Raw genomic sequence first — 15,521 nt, 5'->3', positions numbered from 1 at the left:
TTACGCGGCGGCCTCCGTCGTGAGCAGGATCCCCCACGTCACGAACCAGAGGGAGAACGTCATAAACACGATGAACAGGTAGTGTTTCGGCCCGAACTCGTCGTCGTTGTAAATGCTCGTGAAGTCGTAGAGGACGAACTGAGCGAGGATCGCTCCGGCCACGAGCATGAGCGCTCGCGTGTCGTTCGCGGCCTGGCTCGCCGCCTCGACCGACGACACGTCGCCCACCAGCATCATGGAGACGAACCCCGTCGCAACGCCGAGCAGGGCAGCCAGCGCTGTCACGCTGATCGAGCGGATGTGCTCGCGTCGGTCACTGATCGATTCGGTCGACATGGATGGAACTCCGGGAGCGGGGCTAAAAAGGCGTTCGCATTCGCTATCGACTCCGTTTTCGCCGCCACTAGTGCTGAACTCGAAGCGATGTTCCGTGGAACCGAACCAATTGAAACCCGGGCTACTGAACGGGCTGACTCGACATCTACCGATACACGCCGCTCTAGTTCGTCGTTATCGCGATATCGTAATTACCGTCTCGATCATAGGCGGTAATCCGTAGCGTATAGTCTCCCTTGGATACCTGTCCGTCATCTGGATCGATTCGGATGTCTCCGGAGTTGTACGTTGTGCCGCTAGCACCGTCGACGTGCGTTCCGACAACGGAATTCGAACTATCACTGACTTCGTACTCGACTCGATCGAGTCGGAATTCGTCGGAAGTGACTGCGACCTTCTTGACTTGCCAGTAATTCCGGCTGTGCCTCACCTTGAACTGTCCCGAGTTGGTAATCGTAACGCCGCTTCCATCGGGATTCTTCATCGACTCCGTTTCGCGAGTCGCTTCGAACGAAACTCTCGAGTCTGAAGCGGTTGCAACGATCGTGAAGGGGATTCGCCCTTCGGAGTTGTTGGGGTCTATTTCGATGGTCGCCGTATCGGACGAGCTCTCGGTCGACGCGGCTAACGAAAACGAGACCGTCACCCCTGAATCACCGCTCGGACCGTATAGCGTTCCGCCCGACACGTTCTCGTGGTCGTCAGTAGAGAGCGAGACGGTTCCGTCGATATCGGTAGCGAGGTTGTTCGTTATTTCGACGAGCAGACTTCGACCCTTCCGTTCGATAGAGTCGGGGACGAAAAGCCCGAGCAACGCGTCGCTATCGTCGGCGGTTTTCACCGTTGTCCTGCGTACCGCCGTAAGGTTCGAGAATCCGAATGTCTCGAATCGACTGGACGCAGCGACGACCGTCCCACCGCCGATGAAACAAAGCGCCGACCGTCGCGTCATGCGAGCGCTATTGCCCATCGCACATCCCCCGTTCATCGTGGTACTCGATACGTATCGGTCCTGAAACGATTGCTCGTTCCGCGATGGGGTGTTGCGTTTGTCCCGGCATCACGGCGGACGCTCCATCTCACCCAACCGCATCCGTTGGCTCTGTACCACGTGCACGACCGCCGACACCGCAAACAGCGCGAACACAAGCGTCGCCCAGCCGAGTTCGGGAACCGCCTCCGTCGGCACGACCTCAAGCCAGAGCCCCGCCATCACGACCGTTCCAAGGGCGGTCAGCCCCAGATAGTACAGTCCCCAGGGAATCGAATCCGACGGAACGACGTCCAGATAGACGTCTAACTCCGAGGCCTCGTCGGTGAGTTCGATCGTCCGGTCGTCGAACTCGATCATGTCGGCCCGCTCGAGCGTCGGCAGATGCGTCTGCTGTAGTGACGTGTATACCCGCTTTCGTTCGGCGGACGTGATCTCCTCGACCTCCTTGTCGAGTTCCCAGGCGGCGACGTGTTCGGCGAGGTCCCCCAGCGTGACCGGCTCGCCCTCGCGCTTGCAGTAGTGGATCGCGTATCGTCGCCGATGGTTACTCAGGAGCTCGAAGATCTCTCCCCGATCCGAATTACCCCCCATCTGTGTTGCCATTGACTCGTTCGTACTCTATAGAAAAGATGAATTTCCGGTACATAATGCTTATTGCCGCGAAATACGAATGGCTCATCCGCTCTACAGTGGCTTTCTAACCGAGGGGGAAGCACCGTACAGTGCCTCTCGATTCGGCCCGTTACGGCTGTGAGACGAATCGATACCTATCAACGGTCGATCTCTACGGTTCGGTCGGAAATTTGAACCGCGTAGGTAGCAGTATCCGCTGTCTCGTAGTTCACGGCGATCTGCATCTGCGTATCCATCTCGAGGTCGATCTCCTCGTCGACGATCTCTTCGAAGAGATCGAGTAGCTCTTCGGGATCGGCAGTCTGGTAGTAGTTCCCACCGGTCTCACTCGCCCACCGCTCGAGTTTGCCCTCGGGTATCGAGCCGTGCTCGAGGCCCTTGAGACCGACGGTGTGAAGGGTGTAATCGAGGTCGTCCGACCGGTCGACCAGGTCGTCCATCCGCTCGTCGTTGGCGCTGTTAGAGTTCTTACCGTCGCTTAGGAGGATAACGATACGTTCGCGGTCATCGGTACCGCGGGCGGTGTAATCGTTGAGTGCGGCTTCCAGCCCGGCAGCCATGTTCGTTCCACCGTAGGCGGTACCGACGACGCTCTCTTTCGCCCCCTCGAGATCATCGCTGAGGGGGTGGAGAGCCCTGCCACTGCTAGCGAAGTCGTAGACTCCGACCCGGTCGGCATCGGGGTCCAGTGCGTCGATGACGTTCTTGGTCGCCTCAACTCGCTGGCCCGTCGGATCGTTCCCCGGGTGAGGGTAGACGCCGATTGAGGCTGCGGATCCATAGTAGGAATATTCCCGGGGATGGATCCGAACCGCTGTCCAGTCATCTGGGTGGGCAAACTCCATTGGCTCGAGCGTTCTGGTCGTCCCGTTATCGTCTCGGACCTGGATAGCCTTCCAGTCGTGCGTGTTTCTGAACGGTTCGTCGGTCGGGATCGGCTCCCACGTCTCACCGATGGCGATCTCGTAATCGGGAGCGTATGCGTTCCAGGACGCCGGATTGTGGGGCCCCATCGATCCCGATCGATCGAGAACGAACGACACGTCGACCGGATCCCGCGTGTCGCTGTACTCGAACAGCAGGTCCTTGTCCTCCCCGGAAAACGGCGTCGCACTCCGCAGCGAGCTATCGAAGTTGATCTGAACGCCGTCGCCGATCTCGATCGCGTCGGTGCGGTCGGTCGCATCGCCGGCGACGACGGCCCCGTCGATGGTCACGTCGTCCTCGATCTCGAGGTCGGCACCCGGGGCGTATACGACCCCCTGAAAGTCGTCCTCGATGGTGATCGTCGAATCGCTGGTGGCGTACACCCACAGCGCGTCCGCCCGATCGTCGGATTCGATCTCGACGTCCGAGAGGTCAACGTTGCCGTCGACGTAGAAGTTCGTTCGGTTTTCTCCGGCGACCTCGACGTTCGAGAGATCGAGATCGCCGTCAATTCCAACGTGGACGTTTCCATCGGAGGAGTCAGTTGAATCGATACCGGTTTCCCCCTCGTACAGTCCCGCGGAAACGTCACCGCTGGCTGACGGATTATCGGAGAGGTACGCCGTCAAGAGGCGATCGATCTCATCGTCTATCGGAGCGACGTCAGCGTACGGTTGCGAGAGTTCAGTTGCGAGAGCCCTTCCTTCGACACCGTCACCTTTCCCTTCGTTCACGGAATCTAATCGATAGAGGCTCTTACCGCTCTCTGATTCGCCTTGAGGCGTTCCATTGACCGTGACACCGTAGCCGATCGGTGAAATCGCTGGATTCCCTTTCGAACCCAGTCGACCGTTCACGACCGGGATACCTTCGATATCGGCGTGATTGTGAAGGTAGAATTCGTCGTAATTCGCGAGCAAGAGACCGGGAGAGACCTCGCCGTCCGCATCGTGATTTTGGTACGCGTTCACCGAAACCGACGATCGCAGAGTCCCGCTTTCACCGTCGATGTGGAGTCCGCCGTACACCGTCGGTTCGATGTCGACGAGATCGCGAAGGGGTTTCTCGCCATCGACGTTCGCGACTACCGTAACCGTCTCCGTCGATTCGTCGTGGCAGATAATGTTCTCATCGATCGGACCGGAGACCTCGCAGTTGTCGGCATCCGTCGCGTCGAATTCGTCTTTCAGAAAGTTATACCACCCGTGATGGTAGGACGACCCGGAAACCTCGACCGTGGTACGACTGACGACCTCGAGGTCCCGTCCGAGCGTTTCGAACGAGTCGGTATCGGGGTTCGGAACTTCCCGAACCGTATGCTCGCCCGCACCGACGGTTCCCGTGAGCGTGACCGGTTCGATATCGACTCGTCCGGCACGACCGTCATCAGTCGACTCGTAGTAATATCGGAGGTTCGGATTCGAGACGGCGGTCGCTCGATCGCCGGAAACGTCCCAGATCCCGCCGGCTTGGTACGCGAACTCGTTGCCACCTCTGTCGGTCGCGACCAGCGTCTCCAACTCCATCGAGCGACTATCGTTCACGTATCCGTCCGATACAGTCACCTCGAGTTGACCGTCGGAAACCAATTCCCCGTCTAACTCATTGAACTGGACTGTTTTCGGGGTATCGTCCTGCCATCCAAGCGACGATATCGTGGAATCGAGCTGCCGGAGTTCTTGCTGACTCTGTTCGCCGTAGGCCTGCGATTCAGCGGCATCGAGGGCCCCTATCCCGACGATGTATACGGTCGTTGCGCCGATGAATACCATTACGAACAGCAATACGATCCCCAACTGCGGGCTCGCCCCCCGGTCATCCCGTCCGGAGTGAGAGAGTCCAGTTTTGCTACCAATCCGTCCCATTACTAATCCGTATTCATCACTGTGTTATAAAATGTAATGTATGTTGATACCATCTCTGATAGGATAATGGTTCCTCGAGCTGAATAGTGTGGTCAGACGCAGACTGTTACCGGTTTACGGCAATTCTCCGCGATAAACCGGTCCAGACGGGCTCTGGCAGAGATATAGCGCCGATAGCGACCGATCCATTATCTTTCAAGACTGTCTTGAAATAGGGTATTACCGAGCTTTCGGTGTTTCTGGCGACCTAATACAAAGTGGGTGGCGTTCCACGGTGGGAGTAAGAACCGCGCACCGGATCCCCGCCTCGAGGCGGGGACGACCGGGACGGTCGAACGGTAATCATAACCATGAGAATGAATCGACGCAACGTGTTAGTGGGACTGGGAACGATTGTCGCGGGCGGCGGAGCCGCTCTCGGTACGGGTGCGTTTAGTAGTGTGGAAGCGGAACGTTCTGTAAGTATCAGCACTACAGATGATAGTACTGGCAATATTCAACTGTCAGTCGATACATCATCCAGTGCGATAACGAGCGATGGAAACGACTCAATTAATATTACCGGACAGAACCTGAATGTAAGCGCAGTAACGACTGTTGAAGAGGTACTTGCGATCACGGTGAATAGTAGCGCAAACGGAACGTCCTATTCTATTGACGTCTATGATGATACCGATGCATCTTCCTCGATTACTACTGCAGCTTCAGATCCTAGCCCGAGTGGAGCCGATATCCAGTTGGTAGCAAATGATACGGCTTCGGCGACAACAAACGATGGGGCCGGTGGTTTCTCCGGTCTTTCACCGGGAGACACTGTCAAATATGATCTCGTTTTCAATCTTCGCGACGATACTAGTGTCGGAGATGCTTCAGTCCCGTGGACGAACAGTTCGATGGTGATTGAAGCGATAGACAATAGCTGAATCTCGCGACGTTTCTCCGTGCGTACATCGCTAGTGCATATGATCACTCCACGGATTCTGCTCGTCGTTGCTACGATCTGCTTTCTCTTCGCACTCGTAGTTCCGACGGCGGCGATCACGGTCGGTGAGAGTCCTACTACCGACAGCGTGATTCTCGAGCCGACCGACACCCAGTACGGAACGGTTGACGACGGCGAGATCAGACTCAACCTCGAGGCCCTCAACGATCGCGCAATCACCACTGCGAACGACGTGTTCACCGTTACGATAACCGACGACGCAGTCGAACGGGTCTGGATCGAGAACGACGTCGAGGGCCTCGAGTTCTACCAATACGACGACCCCACGGCCGAGATCACCGAATCGAGCCCGCTCGAGCCATCAGCTGGCGATACCATCAGCGTCAGCGTCGCGGTCGATACCCGCGTCGCTCACGCGGGGACGGAGACGTTCACGGTACACGTCACCGACGAGGACGACGGCGACGATCCCGACGATGGCGATGATACCGATACCGACGATAGAACGGACGAAAACGACACGACCAACGGCGTCACCCTCGAGTCCCTCACGGTCGACCCGACGAGCCTCGAGGCCGGCGAGTCGATAACGGTGGAAGCGACCTACCGGAATAGGGGAGACGCGACGAAGCAACACACCGCGACGCTGACCGTCGACGGAACCGTCGTCGACAGCCGGACGGTCGAGATCGGGGGCGGCGAGACGCGAACGGTCACCTTCGAACGAGAGCTGCAGTGGCCCGGTAGCTACGACGTCGGCGTCGACGGCGCGGGCAGCGAGCGCGTGACCGTCACGGGGCCGTCGGTCGAGATCGGCGAGGCGACGACCGCCGACGCCGAACTCACCCGGGGCGATCGGACGACGGTCTCGGCGACCGTCAGGAACCCGACGGCCGAGTCAGTCGAGCGGACCCTCGAGTTGGCGGTCGACGGGATCGTCGTCGACAGGAGAACGGTCGTCGTTCGGCCGGGAGCCGAGCAGACGGTGACGTTCGAGCGGCAGTTCGACGCTCCCGGGACGTACGACCTGTCGATCAGCGGCGTCGATGCCGGGTCGGTCACCGTCTCGGAGCCCGAGCCGCCCCTGATCCGGGATCGGCAGCTGTCGGCCGCGACGACGGCCGCGCTGGCACCGCCGCTGGCGATGGGGGTCCTGTTTCTGGGCGTCGCTGCGAACCGGCGCTGGGCGATCGTCCCGGGCCGATAACGATCCGATTGTGAGGAGAGACATGCTCCGGAATCAGGATCCGGTCGGGAACGTTAAGAGAGCCCAGTTCGAACCACGGTCTCAATCGAATGGGCAGCTACCGATGACGATCCTCGAGGGGGAACGATGACGCAGGCGACGCTACTCGAGCGAGCGCTGGGGGTGGCGGTCGCACTCGTCATCGTTCTGCTGCTGGTCGGACAACTCCTCGGGCAGCCGATCCTGCTCGGCTACGTCGCGACCGGCAGCATGGAGCCGGCGATGGACGCCGGCGACGGGTTCGTCGCGATCCCCAGTCTCGCCGATAGTTCGGTCGAGGAGGGAGACGTCGTCGTCTTCGAGGCCCGAGACCTCAACGGCGGCGGCCTGACGACCCACCGCGTGGTCGACGAGACCGACGAAGGGTACGTCACCAAGGGCGACGCCAATCCCTTTACCGATCAGGACGGCGGCGAACCCCACGTCACGGAGGGACAGATCGTCGCGAAAGCCTGGCAGGTGAACGGCGAGGTCGTGACGATCCCGCATCTCGGCACGGCGGTCACGAGCGTCCGGGGCGTCGCCGAGTCGGCCTACGGCACCGTCGCGCCGGTGATCGGACTGACGACGACCGCCGACGCGGAGGGGATCGGCGCCGCTCTCGTCGCGATCGGCGTCGCCCTGCTCGGGTTCGGGACGGTCTTCGAGCGACTCGGCCCGGCGCGACGCGAGACGCGACGGTCGCGCTCCCGGGAGAACGTGATCGCGTTCTGGACGGCGCTGGGGCTGGTCTTGCTCGTGTTCGTGACTTTCGCCACCGCGGCGATGGTCGTCCCCGCGGGCACCGCCGAGTACGAACTCGTGAGTACCGACTCGCCGACCGACGATCCGCAGGTGATCGCCCCCGGTGAGACGACCGAACTCGCTCGCACGGTCGACAACGCGGGCTATCTCCCCGTCGTGGCCGTCCACGAGGCCGAGAGCAACAACGTCGCGATCGACCCCGCCACGCAGACCGTCGGGATCCGCTCGAGCGGGGAGACGACGGTCTCGCTGACCGCACCCGGCGAGACCGGAACGTACACGCGCCACGTCGGCGAGTACCGCTATCTCGCGGTACTCCCGCCGCCGGTGATCGTCTGGCTGCACGGACTGCATCCGCTCGCCGCGATCGCCGCGGTCAACGGCGTCATCGTCGGCATCGCCGTCGCGATCGTCCTCGTCGTCTTCGGCCACGACGATCTGCGCGTTCGCTCCGCGGGCGATCACGTCCCGGTATCGACTCGCCTCGAGCGGAAAGTGCGCGAGTGGCTCCGAGAGTGAGCCGCTCGCCCGTGGCCACCATCGTTATAATGGTCGGATCGCATGAATGAACGAACGCATCCGCGCATTCGGTCTCGGGATCGGTGCGGGCGAACTGGGGAACGAACGCCGTACGGGACGGCCTCGGCTGGGGTGTCTAACACGTGATCGATAATCCGCGTCTCGACCTGTTGCTCGCCAAATACGGGCGGTCGATCGCTATCACCCTCGTCGCGATCGGTGTCCTCGCGTTTCTCGCCTCGGGATGGGCCGTCGCGACCCCGTCGACGTCGACGAGTCACCAGTACGCCGACGAACGCGTCTCGAGCGACGTCGAGACGAGCGCCGTCGTCGTGCAGAACGGAACGCTCTGGAACGAGGGCGATCGGCTCGAGAACAGCGGGGTCTACATGCTGAACGCGTCGCCGGACCTGACGCTCCGCTCGGAGACCAGGCTGACGAACGCGACCGCGGGGACGCCGATCGACGACGGGACCGTGAGCCACGAACTGACCCTGCGGTTCGAAGCGGTTCGCGAGGGCACGGCGTTCTGGAACGAGACCAGGACGCTCGTCGACGAGTCACCGACGGTCGAGAACGGCGTCGCGAGATCGAACGCGACCGTCGACGTCGAGTCCGTTCGGGAACGGCAACGCGAGATCGAACGCGAAGTGTCCGGCGTCGGGAACGTCGACGTCCGCCTCGAGTTCCGCGCCGCCTACGATACGGGCGCGGGACAGAGGGTACAGGAGACGTCGACGACGCTCGAGGTGACCGACGACGCCTACTGGCTGGCGGACTCGCTGTCGACGTCGGACGACCGAACCTACCGGACGGGAACGACGGAGACGACCGAGTCGCGGAACCTCGCGCTGATCGGCGGCCTCTCGCTGCTCGGGACGCTCTCGCTGGCCGGCGCCGCCGTCGTCGCCCGTCGCTCGCCGATCGACCAGGCGGCCGCCCGCCGGGCCGTCCACGAGCGGCGCTACGCCGAGTGGATCTCCCGGGGGTCGATCCCGATGTGGATCGGCGACTACCACGTCTCGCTCGACACCCTCGAGGACGTCGTCGACGTCGCGATCGACACGAACGAACGGGTCGTCCACGACACGCAACGCGGGCTGTTCGCCGTCGTCAACGACGGCGTGGTCTACTACTACAGCGATCGCGGACTGTGGGAGGAAACGGCCTGGCCCGAGATGGACCTCGACGACGGATCCGCGGTCGTCGACGCCGACGCGCCGCTGTCCCCGGAGGAACTCGAACTCGAGGGAGGCGACGAGTTCTCGGATCCGGACGACGGGTTCGACGACGACGAGGACGTCTGGCGAAAACTCTGAGAGCGCGGAACGGGATATCGCGGCCGACTGCGTCTCCGACGGACGTCCTCGGCGTCCGACGGCTATCGCTGGCGGTTCCGGTGACTCACTGGGATATCGGGACGGTGAATCGACGGTCGATCGCCGCGCTTCTCTCGATCGTCCCAAATTTCACCGACCCCTGACCATCGAGTCAAATACCGATATCGGAGAATATAGACCTTCACTACCCACTTTACCGGTTAGAATTTGTTGGAAACTTTTACGATGTTCACGGTTCGTAAGGCTCAACTTTTATGCTGCTGGGAGCTTTCGATTCGTAATATGGCAGAGACCGACGGGGAGGACATCGAAGATTTGCCACCGAGCGCCAAACTGGTCTTCAAGGTTCTCGAGTACGACGGGCCGCTGACCCAGAAACAGATCGTCGAGGAATCGATGCTGTCGGCCCGGACCGTCCGCTACGCGCTCGAGCGCCTCGAGGAGATCGGGATCGTCGACGAGGATATCTACTTTGCGGACGCTCGCCAGAGCCTCTATCGACTCGAGGAGCCGGTGGCGGCCGACGGAAACGGCGTCGAGGAGTCCCCGAAAAAGGACGCCTGCTGCGCCGAATAACGGCGCGGAAACCGGGAGGATTATTTTCGGTCGGTGATCGTCCACCGATATGGACAAGGAGACGCTTCCGCGATGGGGATGGCTCCTGTTGGGGCTGTTCGCGATGGCGGTCGCCGCGAACGCGTTCAATCTGGCCGTCCTCGGTCCGGCGGGAGTTCCCGAGCGGTACCACGTCGTTACCGTCATCACGTCGATGGCGCCCGTGTTGATCTACGTCGGCATCTGGTACGACGAGGACCGCCAACAGTACTGGAACCATTCGCGCGAACACATCGTCGGCGATCTCGTGTTCGTCATCATGGGCGCAGCGATCGGAGCGGGCATGGTACTCGTCGCGATCGAGGGGAGAGGACTCCCGCCGTTCGTCAGAGATGTCACCGCCATGGCGGTCGGATTCATGCTCTCCTGGGGACTGTTCTGGTGGCGAAACACGGATCTGTACCGGGATCTCGAGGGCCGCTGACGGGGGCGTGGCGCTTCCGCTGGGGTCGCGTCCGGTGCACGGCGGGACCGCGTTCGCGGCGGTCACCGGCCAGCTGCTACCGCTCGACGCCGCGGTCGGCGATGCCGGGCGTCGGCGGCGTCGACCGCTTGTGTTCGGTTTCGGCACAGAGCCACGCGATCGATCGGGCCGTCTCGCGATCGATATCGAGCGTCGCCGCGGCGTCGCCGATCGACTGGTTCTCGTCGACCAGCCGCTGCAACAGCGGGTCGATGACGTCGTAGGTGGCGCCGAGTTCGTCGGCGTCCGTCTGGTCCGCCCAGAATCCCGCCGTCGGCTCCTTGCTGACGATCCGTCGCGGAACGCCGATTCGCTTCGCGAGCGCCCGCACTTCGGTCTTGTAGAGGTCGCCGAGCGGGTACGCGTCGGCCGCCCCGTCGCCGTGCTTGGTGAAATAGCCGAGCAGCAACTCGGAGCGGTTGGCGGTGCCGAGCACGAGCCGGCGCTGGCGGTTCGCCGCGTAGTAGGCACAGCACATCCGCAACCGTGCGATCACGTTGCCGAGCGCGTGGTTTCGCTCGTCGGGACGGGCGTCCGCGTCCTCCCCTGCGTCGAGTTCGCTCGCGACCGTCTCCTCGAACGCCTCGAGGATCGGTCGCAGTTGGATTTCGCGAAAGTCGATGCCCAACCCTTCCGCGATCGTTCTGGCCTCGCTCACGCCGACCCGCTCGCTCTTGTGGCAGGGGAGCCCGAGTCCGAGGACCTTGTCGCTCCCGAGGGCTTCGACGGCCAGCTCCGCGGTCGCCGTCGAATCGATCCCGCCGCTCATCGCGACGACGACGCCCGCGGCGCCCGCGTCCTCGACCGTCGTCCGAATGTCGTCGATGATCCGCGAGCGGACCAGCTCGAGTCCCGGTCGATCCGTGATGAACGACCCGGTCGTACGCCCGATTCCAGCATCGACGATCGTCTTCCTCTCAGCGCCCATAGCGATCAACCACCATTTGTTGTACACTGGATTCAGACATTCGTCTCGTATATATGCTTTATCCTTAAATAAGTAATAGACAATCCGCCACATGATGTCCGAACGGAAACCGATACCGATCGGTAATCCGTAAACGTCCACCGCGGTGGTACGTCGTTCGCCGGAGAATACAGGTATTCGCCAACAGTTGGGATGGCGAACTGCAACACATCCGGGCTCCGCCGTATCGATCCCGTTCGCGGACCGCGGAGCGGCTCGCGTCGTCGTGACCAGCGAACTGCTCGCGACGCTCGAGGACGACGAACTCGAGGCGGTGCTGGCCCACGAACTCGCCTCCCTCGAGAACCGGGACGCGAAGCTGGTGGCCGTCGCCCGGCTGTTGCCGACGATCACCCAGTGGCTCGAGTCCGAAAACCTACGCTGAGAAGCCGCTCGCTTCGCTCGCAGGACGGTTCTCTATGAAACGACCGTCACTGGCTCCTTCCGATCGATCGCCTGCTCTAACTCGTCGGCGATCGCGCTCCCTCGAGACACCTCGATCTCGCACACGTACCTTTTTCTCGTCGGGTTCGCTCGTTTCACTCGCTCACCACTCCTCCAAAAAGCTACGCTAAAAAGGCCGCTCGCATTCTCGCGGTTCTCACTCACTTCGTTCGTTCCGAACCGCGCACCCCTCGCGGCAAGATCCCTTATGACGGGACGACCGTCACCGGCTCCTTTCGATCGATCGCCTGCTCTAACTCGTCGGCGATCGCGCTCCCTCGAGACACCTGGATCTCGCCGCCGCGGCTCACCGTCGCGGTGAAGAGGTACTCGCCGCCGGCCTGGACCTCGACGGTCTCGCCGTGGTTGCCGTCGACGGGGATGACGATGTGTCGCGAGGTGATCTCGGGGGTGACCATCTGTCCGGCCTGGGAACCGCTGGCACCGGCGCCGTCCGCGCTGGCGCTGCCGCCGCCCCCGCCGGCGCCGTAGTTGGGGTTCTCGTCGTGGGTCCGGACGTCGATGTCGATTCCCAGGCGGTTCTCGACGTCGGTGATGCGACCGCCGCCCTTGCCGATGACCGTCGAGATGTCGTCCTCTTCGACGTAGACGACGGCCTTGTCCTGGCTCTTGAGTTCGACGTCGACGTAGCCGCGGGCGATCGAGCGGATCTCCCGTTCGATCTCCTGTTTGGCGATCCGATCGACGCCGGACTCGTTTGCGGGGCCGCCGTCCTCGTCTTTGAGCGGGACGGTGACGACCTGGCGGTTGAAGGTGTAGATCTCGTACTCGGGGTCGCCCGTCTCGAAGTTCGTGACCTGAATGACCGGCCGAGCGAGGTCCTCCTCGGTGAGTCCGGCGGGGACCTTGACCTCGGTCTTCACGTCGTAGACGGTCTCGACCTCGCCGGCCTCGATGTAGACGACGGTGTCGACGACCTGCGGGATCATCCCGAGTTCGACCCGGCCGACCAGTCGCTGGAGGGCGTCGATCGGTCGCGTCGCGTGGACGACACCGATCATGCCGACGCCCGCCAGCCGCATGTCTGCAAAGACCTCGAAGTCGTCGGTCTTGCGGACCTCGTCGTAGATCGTGTAGTCGGGCCGGACCATCAGCAGGGCGTCGGCCGTCTTGGCCATCTGCCCGCCCAGTTCGGTGTACTGGGTGATGTCGGGGCCGACCTGCAGGTCCCGCGGTTTCTCCATGGTCTTGACCGCGTAGTCGTGATCCGAGATGAAGCGGGCGACCGCCTGCGCGAACGTCGACTTCCCTGCTCCGGGGGCGCCCGAAATGAGCACGCCGCGCTGGCGCTCGAGCAGCCGTTCTTTCAGTTCGTCGGCGTTCTCGTAGTCCTCGATGTCGGTCTGGGCGATCGGCCGGACGGCGGTGATCTCGATGCCGTCGGAGAAGGGCGGTCGGCCGATCGCGATCCGGTAGTCGCGGAACTGGACGATCTTCATGCCCGGCTCCGAGAGTTCGAGAAAGCCCTCGGAGGACTCCTTCGCGGCGTCGACGACCTCGCGGGCGTACTCGTCCATCGTCGCCTCGTCGAGGGGCTCGTCGGCGATCCGCTCGTAGCGCATCTCGCCGAGTTCGCCGCGCTTGGCCTTCGGGACGGCGCCCGTCTTGAGGTGGACGCTCATCGTCTGGTCGTCGAAGTAGTTCTCGACGGTGAGCGTCTCCACCTCGCGTGTTTCGGGGGAGACGTGCTGGACGTCGAGCCCCTTCGCCCGGGCGACTTCGGCCTGGACGACGTCGCTGGTCAGGAAGGTGGCGCCGAGGTCCTCGGCGATGTCCCGAATGAGGGCGTCGATCTCGCCCTCGGAGGCGTGGCCCCGCTCGATGGCGTTGGGCCGCTCGCCGACGTACTCGAGTTCGATGACGCCCTCGTCGGCGAGGTCGGCGAGACGCTGGAGTTCCTCCAGCCCGTCCCAGCCGGTGTCGATCCCGTCGTTCGCCTGCGCTTCGAGTTCCGCGACGACGGCTTCCGGCACCGAAATCGTCGCTCCCTCGAACTGCCCATCGTCGATCGTCGCCGAGACGCGGCCGTCGATGACCACGCTCGTATCCGGCACGACGTTCATACGCTAACTGGTCGACGGACGCCTATAAGGGTGTTCCACCTGCGAAAGCCGCAGCGGCGGGATCTGCGACGTCCGTAGTCCCCGTATTCGATGCGCTCGAGCTCGAGAGAGTCTTCGCGCTCGATAGGAGGCGGATGGTTGCCTCACCGATCGCGACCGGTGGCCTCAACTCGCCGCCCGTCGACGACTCGTCCATGGAGGTCGTCGATCTGACCCGCGAGCTCGTCTCGATCCCCAGCCACGAGGACGAGACGGCCGCGGGCGACTACATCGAAGCGTGGCTCCGCCGCGAGACCGACGCCGACGTGGCGCGAGACGAGGTCGGGAACGTGATCGCCCGCCGGCGGGTGGGCGCGGACGCAGGTTCGGACGCGGACTCGAGTGCGCGTTCGGGAGGCGAGACGACGACGGGACGATCGCTGGCGCTCGTCGGTCACCACGACGTCGTCGAGCCGGCCGACGCACAGCTCGAGGGCGACGAGTACGTCGTCGAGCGACGGGACGGCCGGCTCTACGGGCGCGGGACGGCGGACATGAAAGGCGCCGTCGCGGCCGCGATGCTCGCGTTTCGCGACGCCGCGATCGGGAGCGGCGAGGGAGCGGGAGCCGGAGCCGAAACCGCGGGTCGTGACGGAGACGGAGACGAAGCCGGAGCGAGGGAACTCGTCTTCGCGAGCTTCGTCGGCGAGGAGGTCGGCGGCGTCGGCGCGCGCCACGCCATCGACCGGGGGTTTGGCCCCGACTACGCCATCGTCGGCGAGGGCTCGACGGGCTACTCGGGTCCGGGCGTCACCGACGTCGCGGTCGCCCACAAGGGACGGCGGGGCAGCACGATCACCGCCCGCGGGGAGGCCGCCCACGCCAGCGAGGTCGGCGCCGGCGAGAACGCCGTCTACCGCGCGACCGACGCCGTCGACCGCGTCCGCGATCTCGAGCCCCCGTCGATCGAGGCGGCGGGCGAGCGCCTCGAGGGGAGCCTCGTCGTCACCGAGATCGAGGGTGGCTCGGCGATGAACGTCGTCCCCGATCGCTGCGACCTGACCGTCGACGAACGGACCGTTCCGGGCGAGCGAGCCGCCCTCGAACGCGTGACCGACCTCGAGGGCGTCGAGTGGACCGTCGACCAGGACCTACCGCCGATGCGCTGTGGTGACGACGCGTTCGCCGAGACGGTCCTCGAGGCGGCCGACGCGGCACAGGCAGAAACGCCGGAGCACGTGACCAAACCCCACGCGACCGACGCGGGATGGCTCTCCGACGCCGGCACGGAGTGCGTGATCTGCGGCGCCGCCGAACCCGGCGAGGCCCACACCGAAGACGAGAGCGTCTCCGTCGCCGTCCTCGAGCGGTGTCGGGAGACCTACCGGCGGGTGGCGGAAACCTGGCCGAGATAGGGTCGCA

Annotated in this window: 15 protein-coding genes; 9 read left to right on the top strand and 6 right to left on the bottom strand. The window is 63.2% G+C overall.

The annotated features are described in order from the left end of the window. From WD430_RS08885 to WD430_RS08870, 4 genes are all read right to left on the bottom strand, one after another. On the bottom strand, positions 1-336 hold the full coding sequence (locus WD430_RS08885) for a hypothetical protein (protein WP_339105660.1): 336 nt from the start codon (positions 334-336) through the stop codon (positions 1-3). A gap of 163 nt (positions 337-499) precedes the next feature. Beyond that, on the bottom strand, positions 500-1,288 hold the full coding sequence (locus WD430_RS08880; RefSeq protein ID WP_339105659.1) for a hypothetical protein: 789 nt from the start codon (positions 1,286-1,288) through the stop codon (positions 500-502). A 108-nt stretch (positions 1,289-1,396) separates the two neighbouring features. Continuing rightward, complete coding sequence (locus WD430_RS08875; RefSeq protein ID WP_339105658.1) at positions 1,397-1,933, bottom strand: hypothetical protein; 537 nt, start codon at positions 1,931-1,933, stop codon at positions 1,397-1,399. A 167-nt stretch (positions 1,934-2,100) separates the two neighbouring features. Then, positions 2,101-3,624 (bottom strand): vWA domain-containing protein, encoded by a 1,524-nt coding sequence (locus WD430_RS08870; protein WP_339105657.1) that lies wholly within the window; start codon positions 3,622-3,624, stop codon positions 2,101-2,103. Between the two features lie 153 nt (positions 3,625-3,777). Between WD430_RS08870 and WD430_RS08865 the strand changes: the two genes are divergently transcribed. From WD430_RS08865 to WD430_RS08835, 7 genes are all read left to right on the top strand, one after another. Further along, the gene (locus WD430_RS08865) at positions 3,778-4,491 is read left to right on the top strand and encodes a hypothetical protein (protein ID WP_339105656.1); all 714 of its coding nucleotides are present in this window, start codon (positions 3,778-3,780) and stop codon (positions 4,489-4,491) included. A 641-nt stretch (positions 4,492-5,132) separates the two neighbouring features. Then, positions 5,133-5,678, top strand: coding sequence for a hypothetical protein (locus WD430_RS08860; protein ID WP_339105655.1), 546 nt, complete (start codon positions 5,133-5,135; stop codon positions 5,676-5,678). Between the two features lie 39 nt (positions 5,679-5,717). Then, positions 5,718-6,905: a CARDB domain-containing protein gene (locus tag WD430_RS08855; RefSeq protein WP_339105654.1), complete on the top strand. Its 1,188-nt coding sequence runs from the start codon at positions 5,718-5,720 to the stop codon at positions 6,903-6,905. Positions 6,906-7,031: 126 nt separating this feature from the next. Beyond that, positions 7,032-8,207 carry a signal peptidase I gene (locus WD430_RS08850; protein ID WP_339105653.1) on the top strand — a complete coding sequence of 392 codons (1,176 nt, stop codon included), beginning with the start codon at positions 7,032-7,034 and terminating at the stop codon, positions 8,205-8,207. Positions 8,208-8,350: 143 nt separating this feature from the next. After that, positions 8,351-9,526, top strand: a complete 1,176-nt coding sequence (locus WD430_RS08845) for a DUF5305 domain-containing protein (protein WP_339105652.1) — start codon at positions 8,351-8,353, stop codon at positions 9,524-9,526. A 303-nt stretch (positions 9,527-9,829) separates the two neighbouring features. Next, on the top strand, positions 9,830-10,123 hold the full coding sequence (locus WD430_RS08840; protein ID WP_012944628.1) for a helix-turn-helix domain-containing protein: 294 nt from the start codon (positions 9,830-9,832) through the stop codon (positions 10,121-10,123). 49 nt (positions 10,124-10,172) lie between these two features. Beyond that, positions 10,173-10,586, top strand: a complete 414-nt coding sequence (locus WD430_RS08835) for a hypothetical protein (protein WP_339105651.1) — start codon at positions 10,173-10,175, stop codon at positions 10,584-10,586. Positions 10,587-10,662: 76 nt separating this feature from the next. On the opposite strand, the gene WD430_RS08830 is transcribed toward WD430_RS08835, so the two are convergent. After that, positions 10,663-11,553 (bottom strand): NAD+ synthase, encoded by an 891-nt coding sequence (locus WD430_RS08830; RefSeq protein WP_339105650.1) that lies wholly within the window; start codon positions 11,551-11,553, stop codon positions 10,663-10,665. Positions 11,554-11,818: 265 nt separating this feature from the next. On the opposite strand from WD430_RS08830, the gene WD430_RS08825 reads away from it, so the two are divergent. Then, entirely contained in the window at positions 11,819-11,977 is a 159-nt protein-coding gene (locus WD430_RS08825) for a M48 family metalloprotease (RefSeq protein ID WP_407067143.1), read from the top strand. A gap of 265 nt (positions 11,978-12,242) precedes the next feature. Here WD430_RS08825 and WD430_RS08820 read toward each other — a convergent pair whose 3' ends face one another. Continuing rightward, a complete protein-coding gene (locus WD430_RS08820) occupies positions 12,243-14,120 on the bottom strand; it encodes a PINc/VapC family ATPase (protein WP_339105649.1) in 1,878 nt (625 codons plus the stop codon). 194 nt (positions 14,121-14,314) lie between these two features. On the opposite strand from WD430_RS08820, the gene WD430_RS08815 reads away from it, so the two are divergent. Then, a complete protein-coding gene (locus tag WD430_RS08815) occupies positions 14,315-15,514 on the top strand; it encodes a M20/M25/M40 family metallo-hydrolase (protein ID WP_339105648.1) in 1,200 nt (399 codons plus the stop codon). The last annotated feature ends 7 nt before the right edge of the window (positions 15,515-15,521 follow it).

Origin of the sequence: Haloterrigena sp. KLK7 (assembly GCF_037914945.1) — an archaeon.
In the GTDB taxonomy this organism is placed as follows: domain Archaea; phylum Halobacteriota; class Halobacteria; order Halobacteriales; family Natrialbaceae; genus Haloterrigena; species Haloterrigena salinisoli.
The sequence above is the reverse complement of the archived record's forward strand: the minus strand, read 5'-3'. Positions and strand labels throughout refer to the sequence as shown.

Coding starts and splice junctions, on each gene's coding strand:
- WD430_RS08885 (WP_339105660.1), bottom strand. CDS start 336: ATGTCGACCGAATCGATCAGTGACCGACGCGAGCACATCCGCTCGATC.
- WD430_RS08880 (WP_339105659.1), bottom strand. CDS start 1,288: ATGACGCGACGGTCGGCGCTTTGTTTCATCGGCGGTGGGACGGTCGTC.
- WD430_RS08875 (WP_339105658.1), bottom strand. CDS start 1,933: ATGGCAACACAGATGGGGGGTAATTCGGATCGGGGAGAGATCTTCGAG.
- WD430_RS08855 (WP_339105654.1), top strand. CDS start 5,718: ATGATCACTCCACGGATTCTGCTCGTCGTTGCTACGATCTGCTTTCTC.
- WD430_RS08850 (WP_339105653.1), top strand. CDS start 7,032: ATGACGCAGGCGACGCTACTCGAGCGAGCGCTGGGGGTGGCGGTCGCA.
- WD430_RS08840 (WP_012944628.1), top strand. CDS start 9,830: ATGGCAGAGACCGACGGGGAGGACATCGAAGATTTGCCACCGAGCGCC.
- WD430_RS08835 (WP_339105651.1), top strand. CDS start 10,173: ATGGACAAGGAGACGCTTCCGCGATGGGGATGGCTCCTGTTGGGGCTG.
- WD430_RS08830 (WP_339105650.1), bottom strand. CDS start 11,553: ATGGGCGCTGAGAGGAAGACGATCGTCGATGCTGGAATCGGGCGTACG.
- WD430_RS08820 (WP_339105649.1), bottom strand. CDS start 14,120: ATGAACGTCGTGCCGGATACGAGCGTGGTCATCGACGGCCGCGTCTCG.
- WD430_RS08815 (WP_339105648.1), top strand. CDS start 14,315: ATGGAGGTCGTCGATCTGACCCGCGAGCTCGTCTCGATCCCCAGCCAC.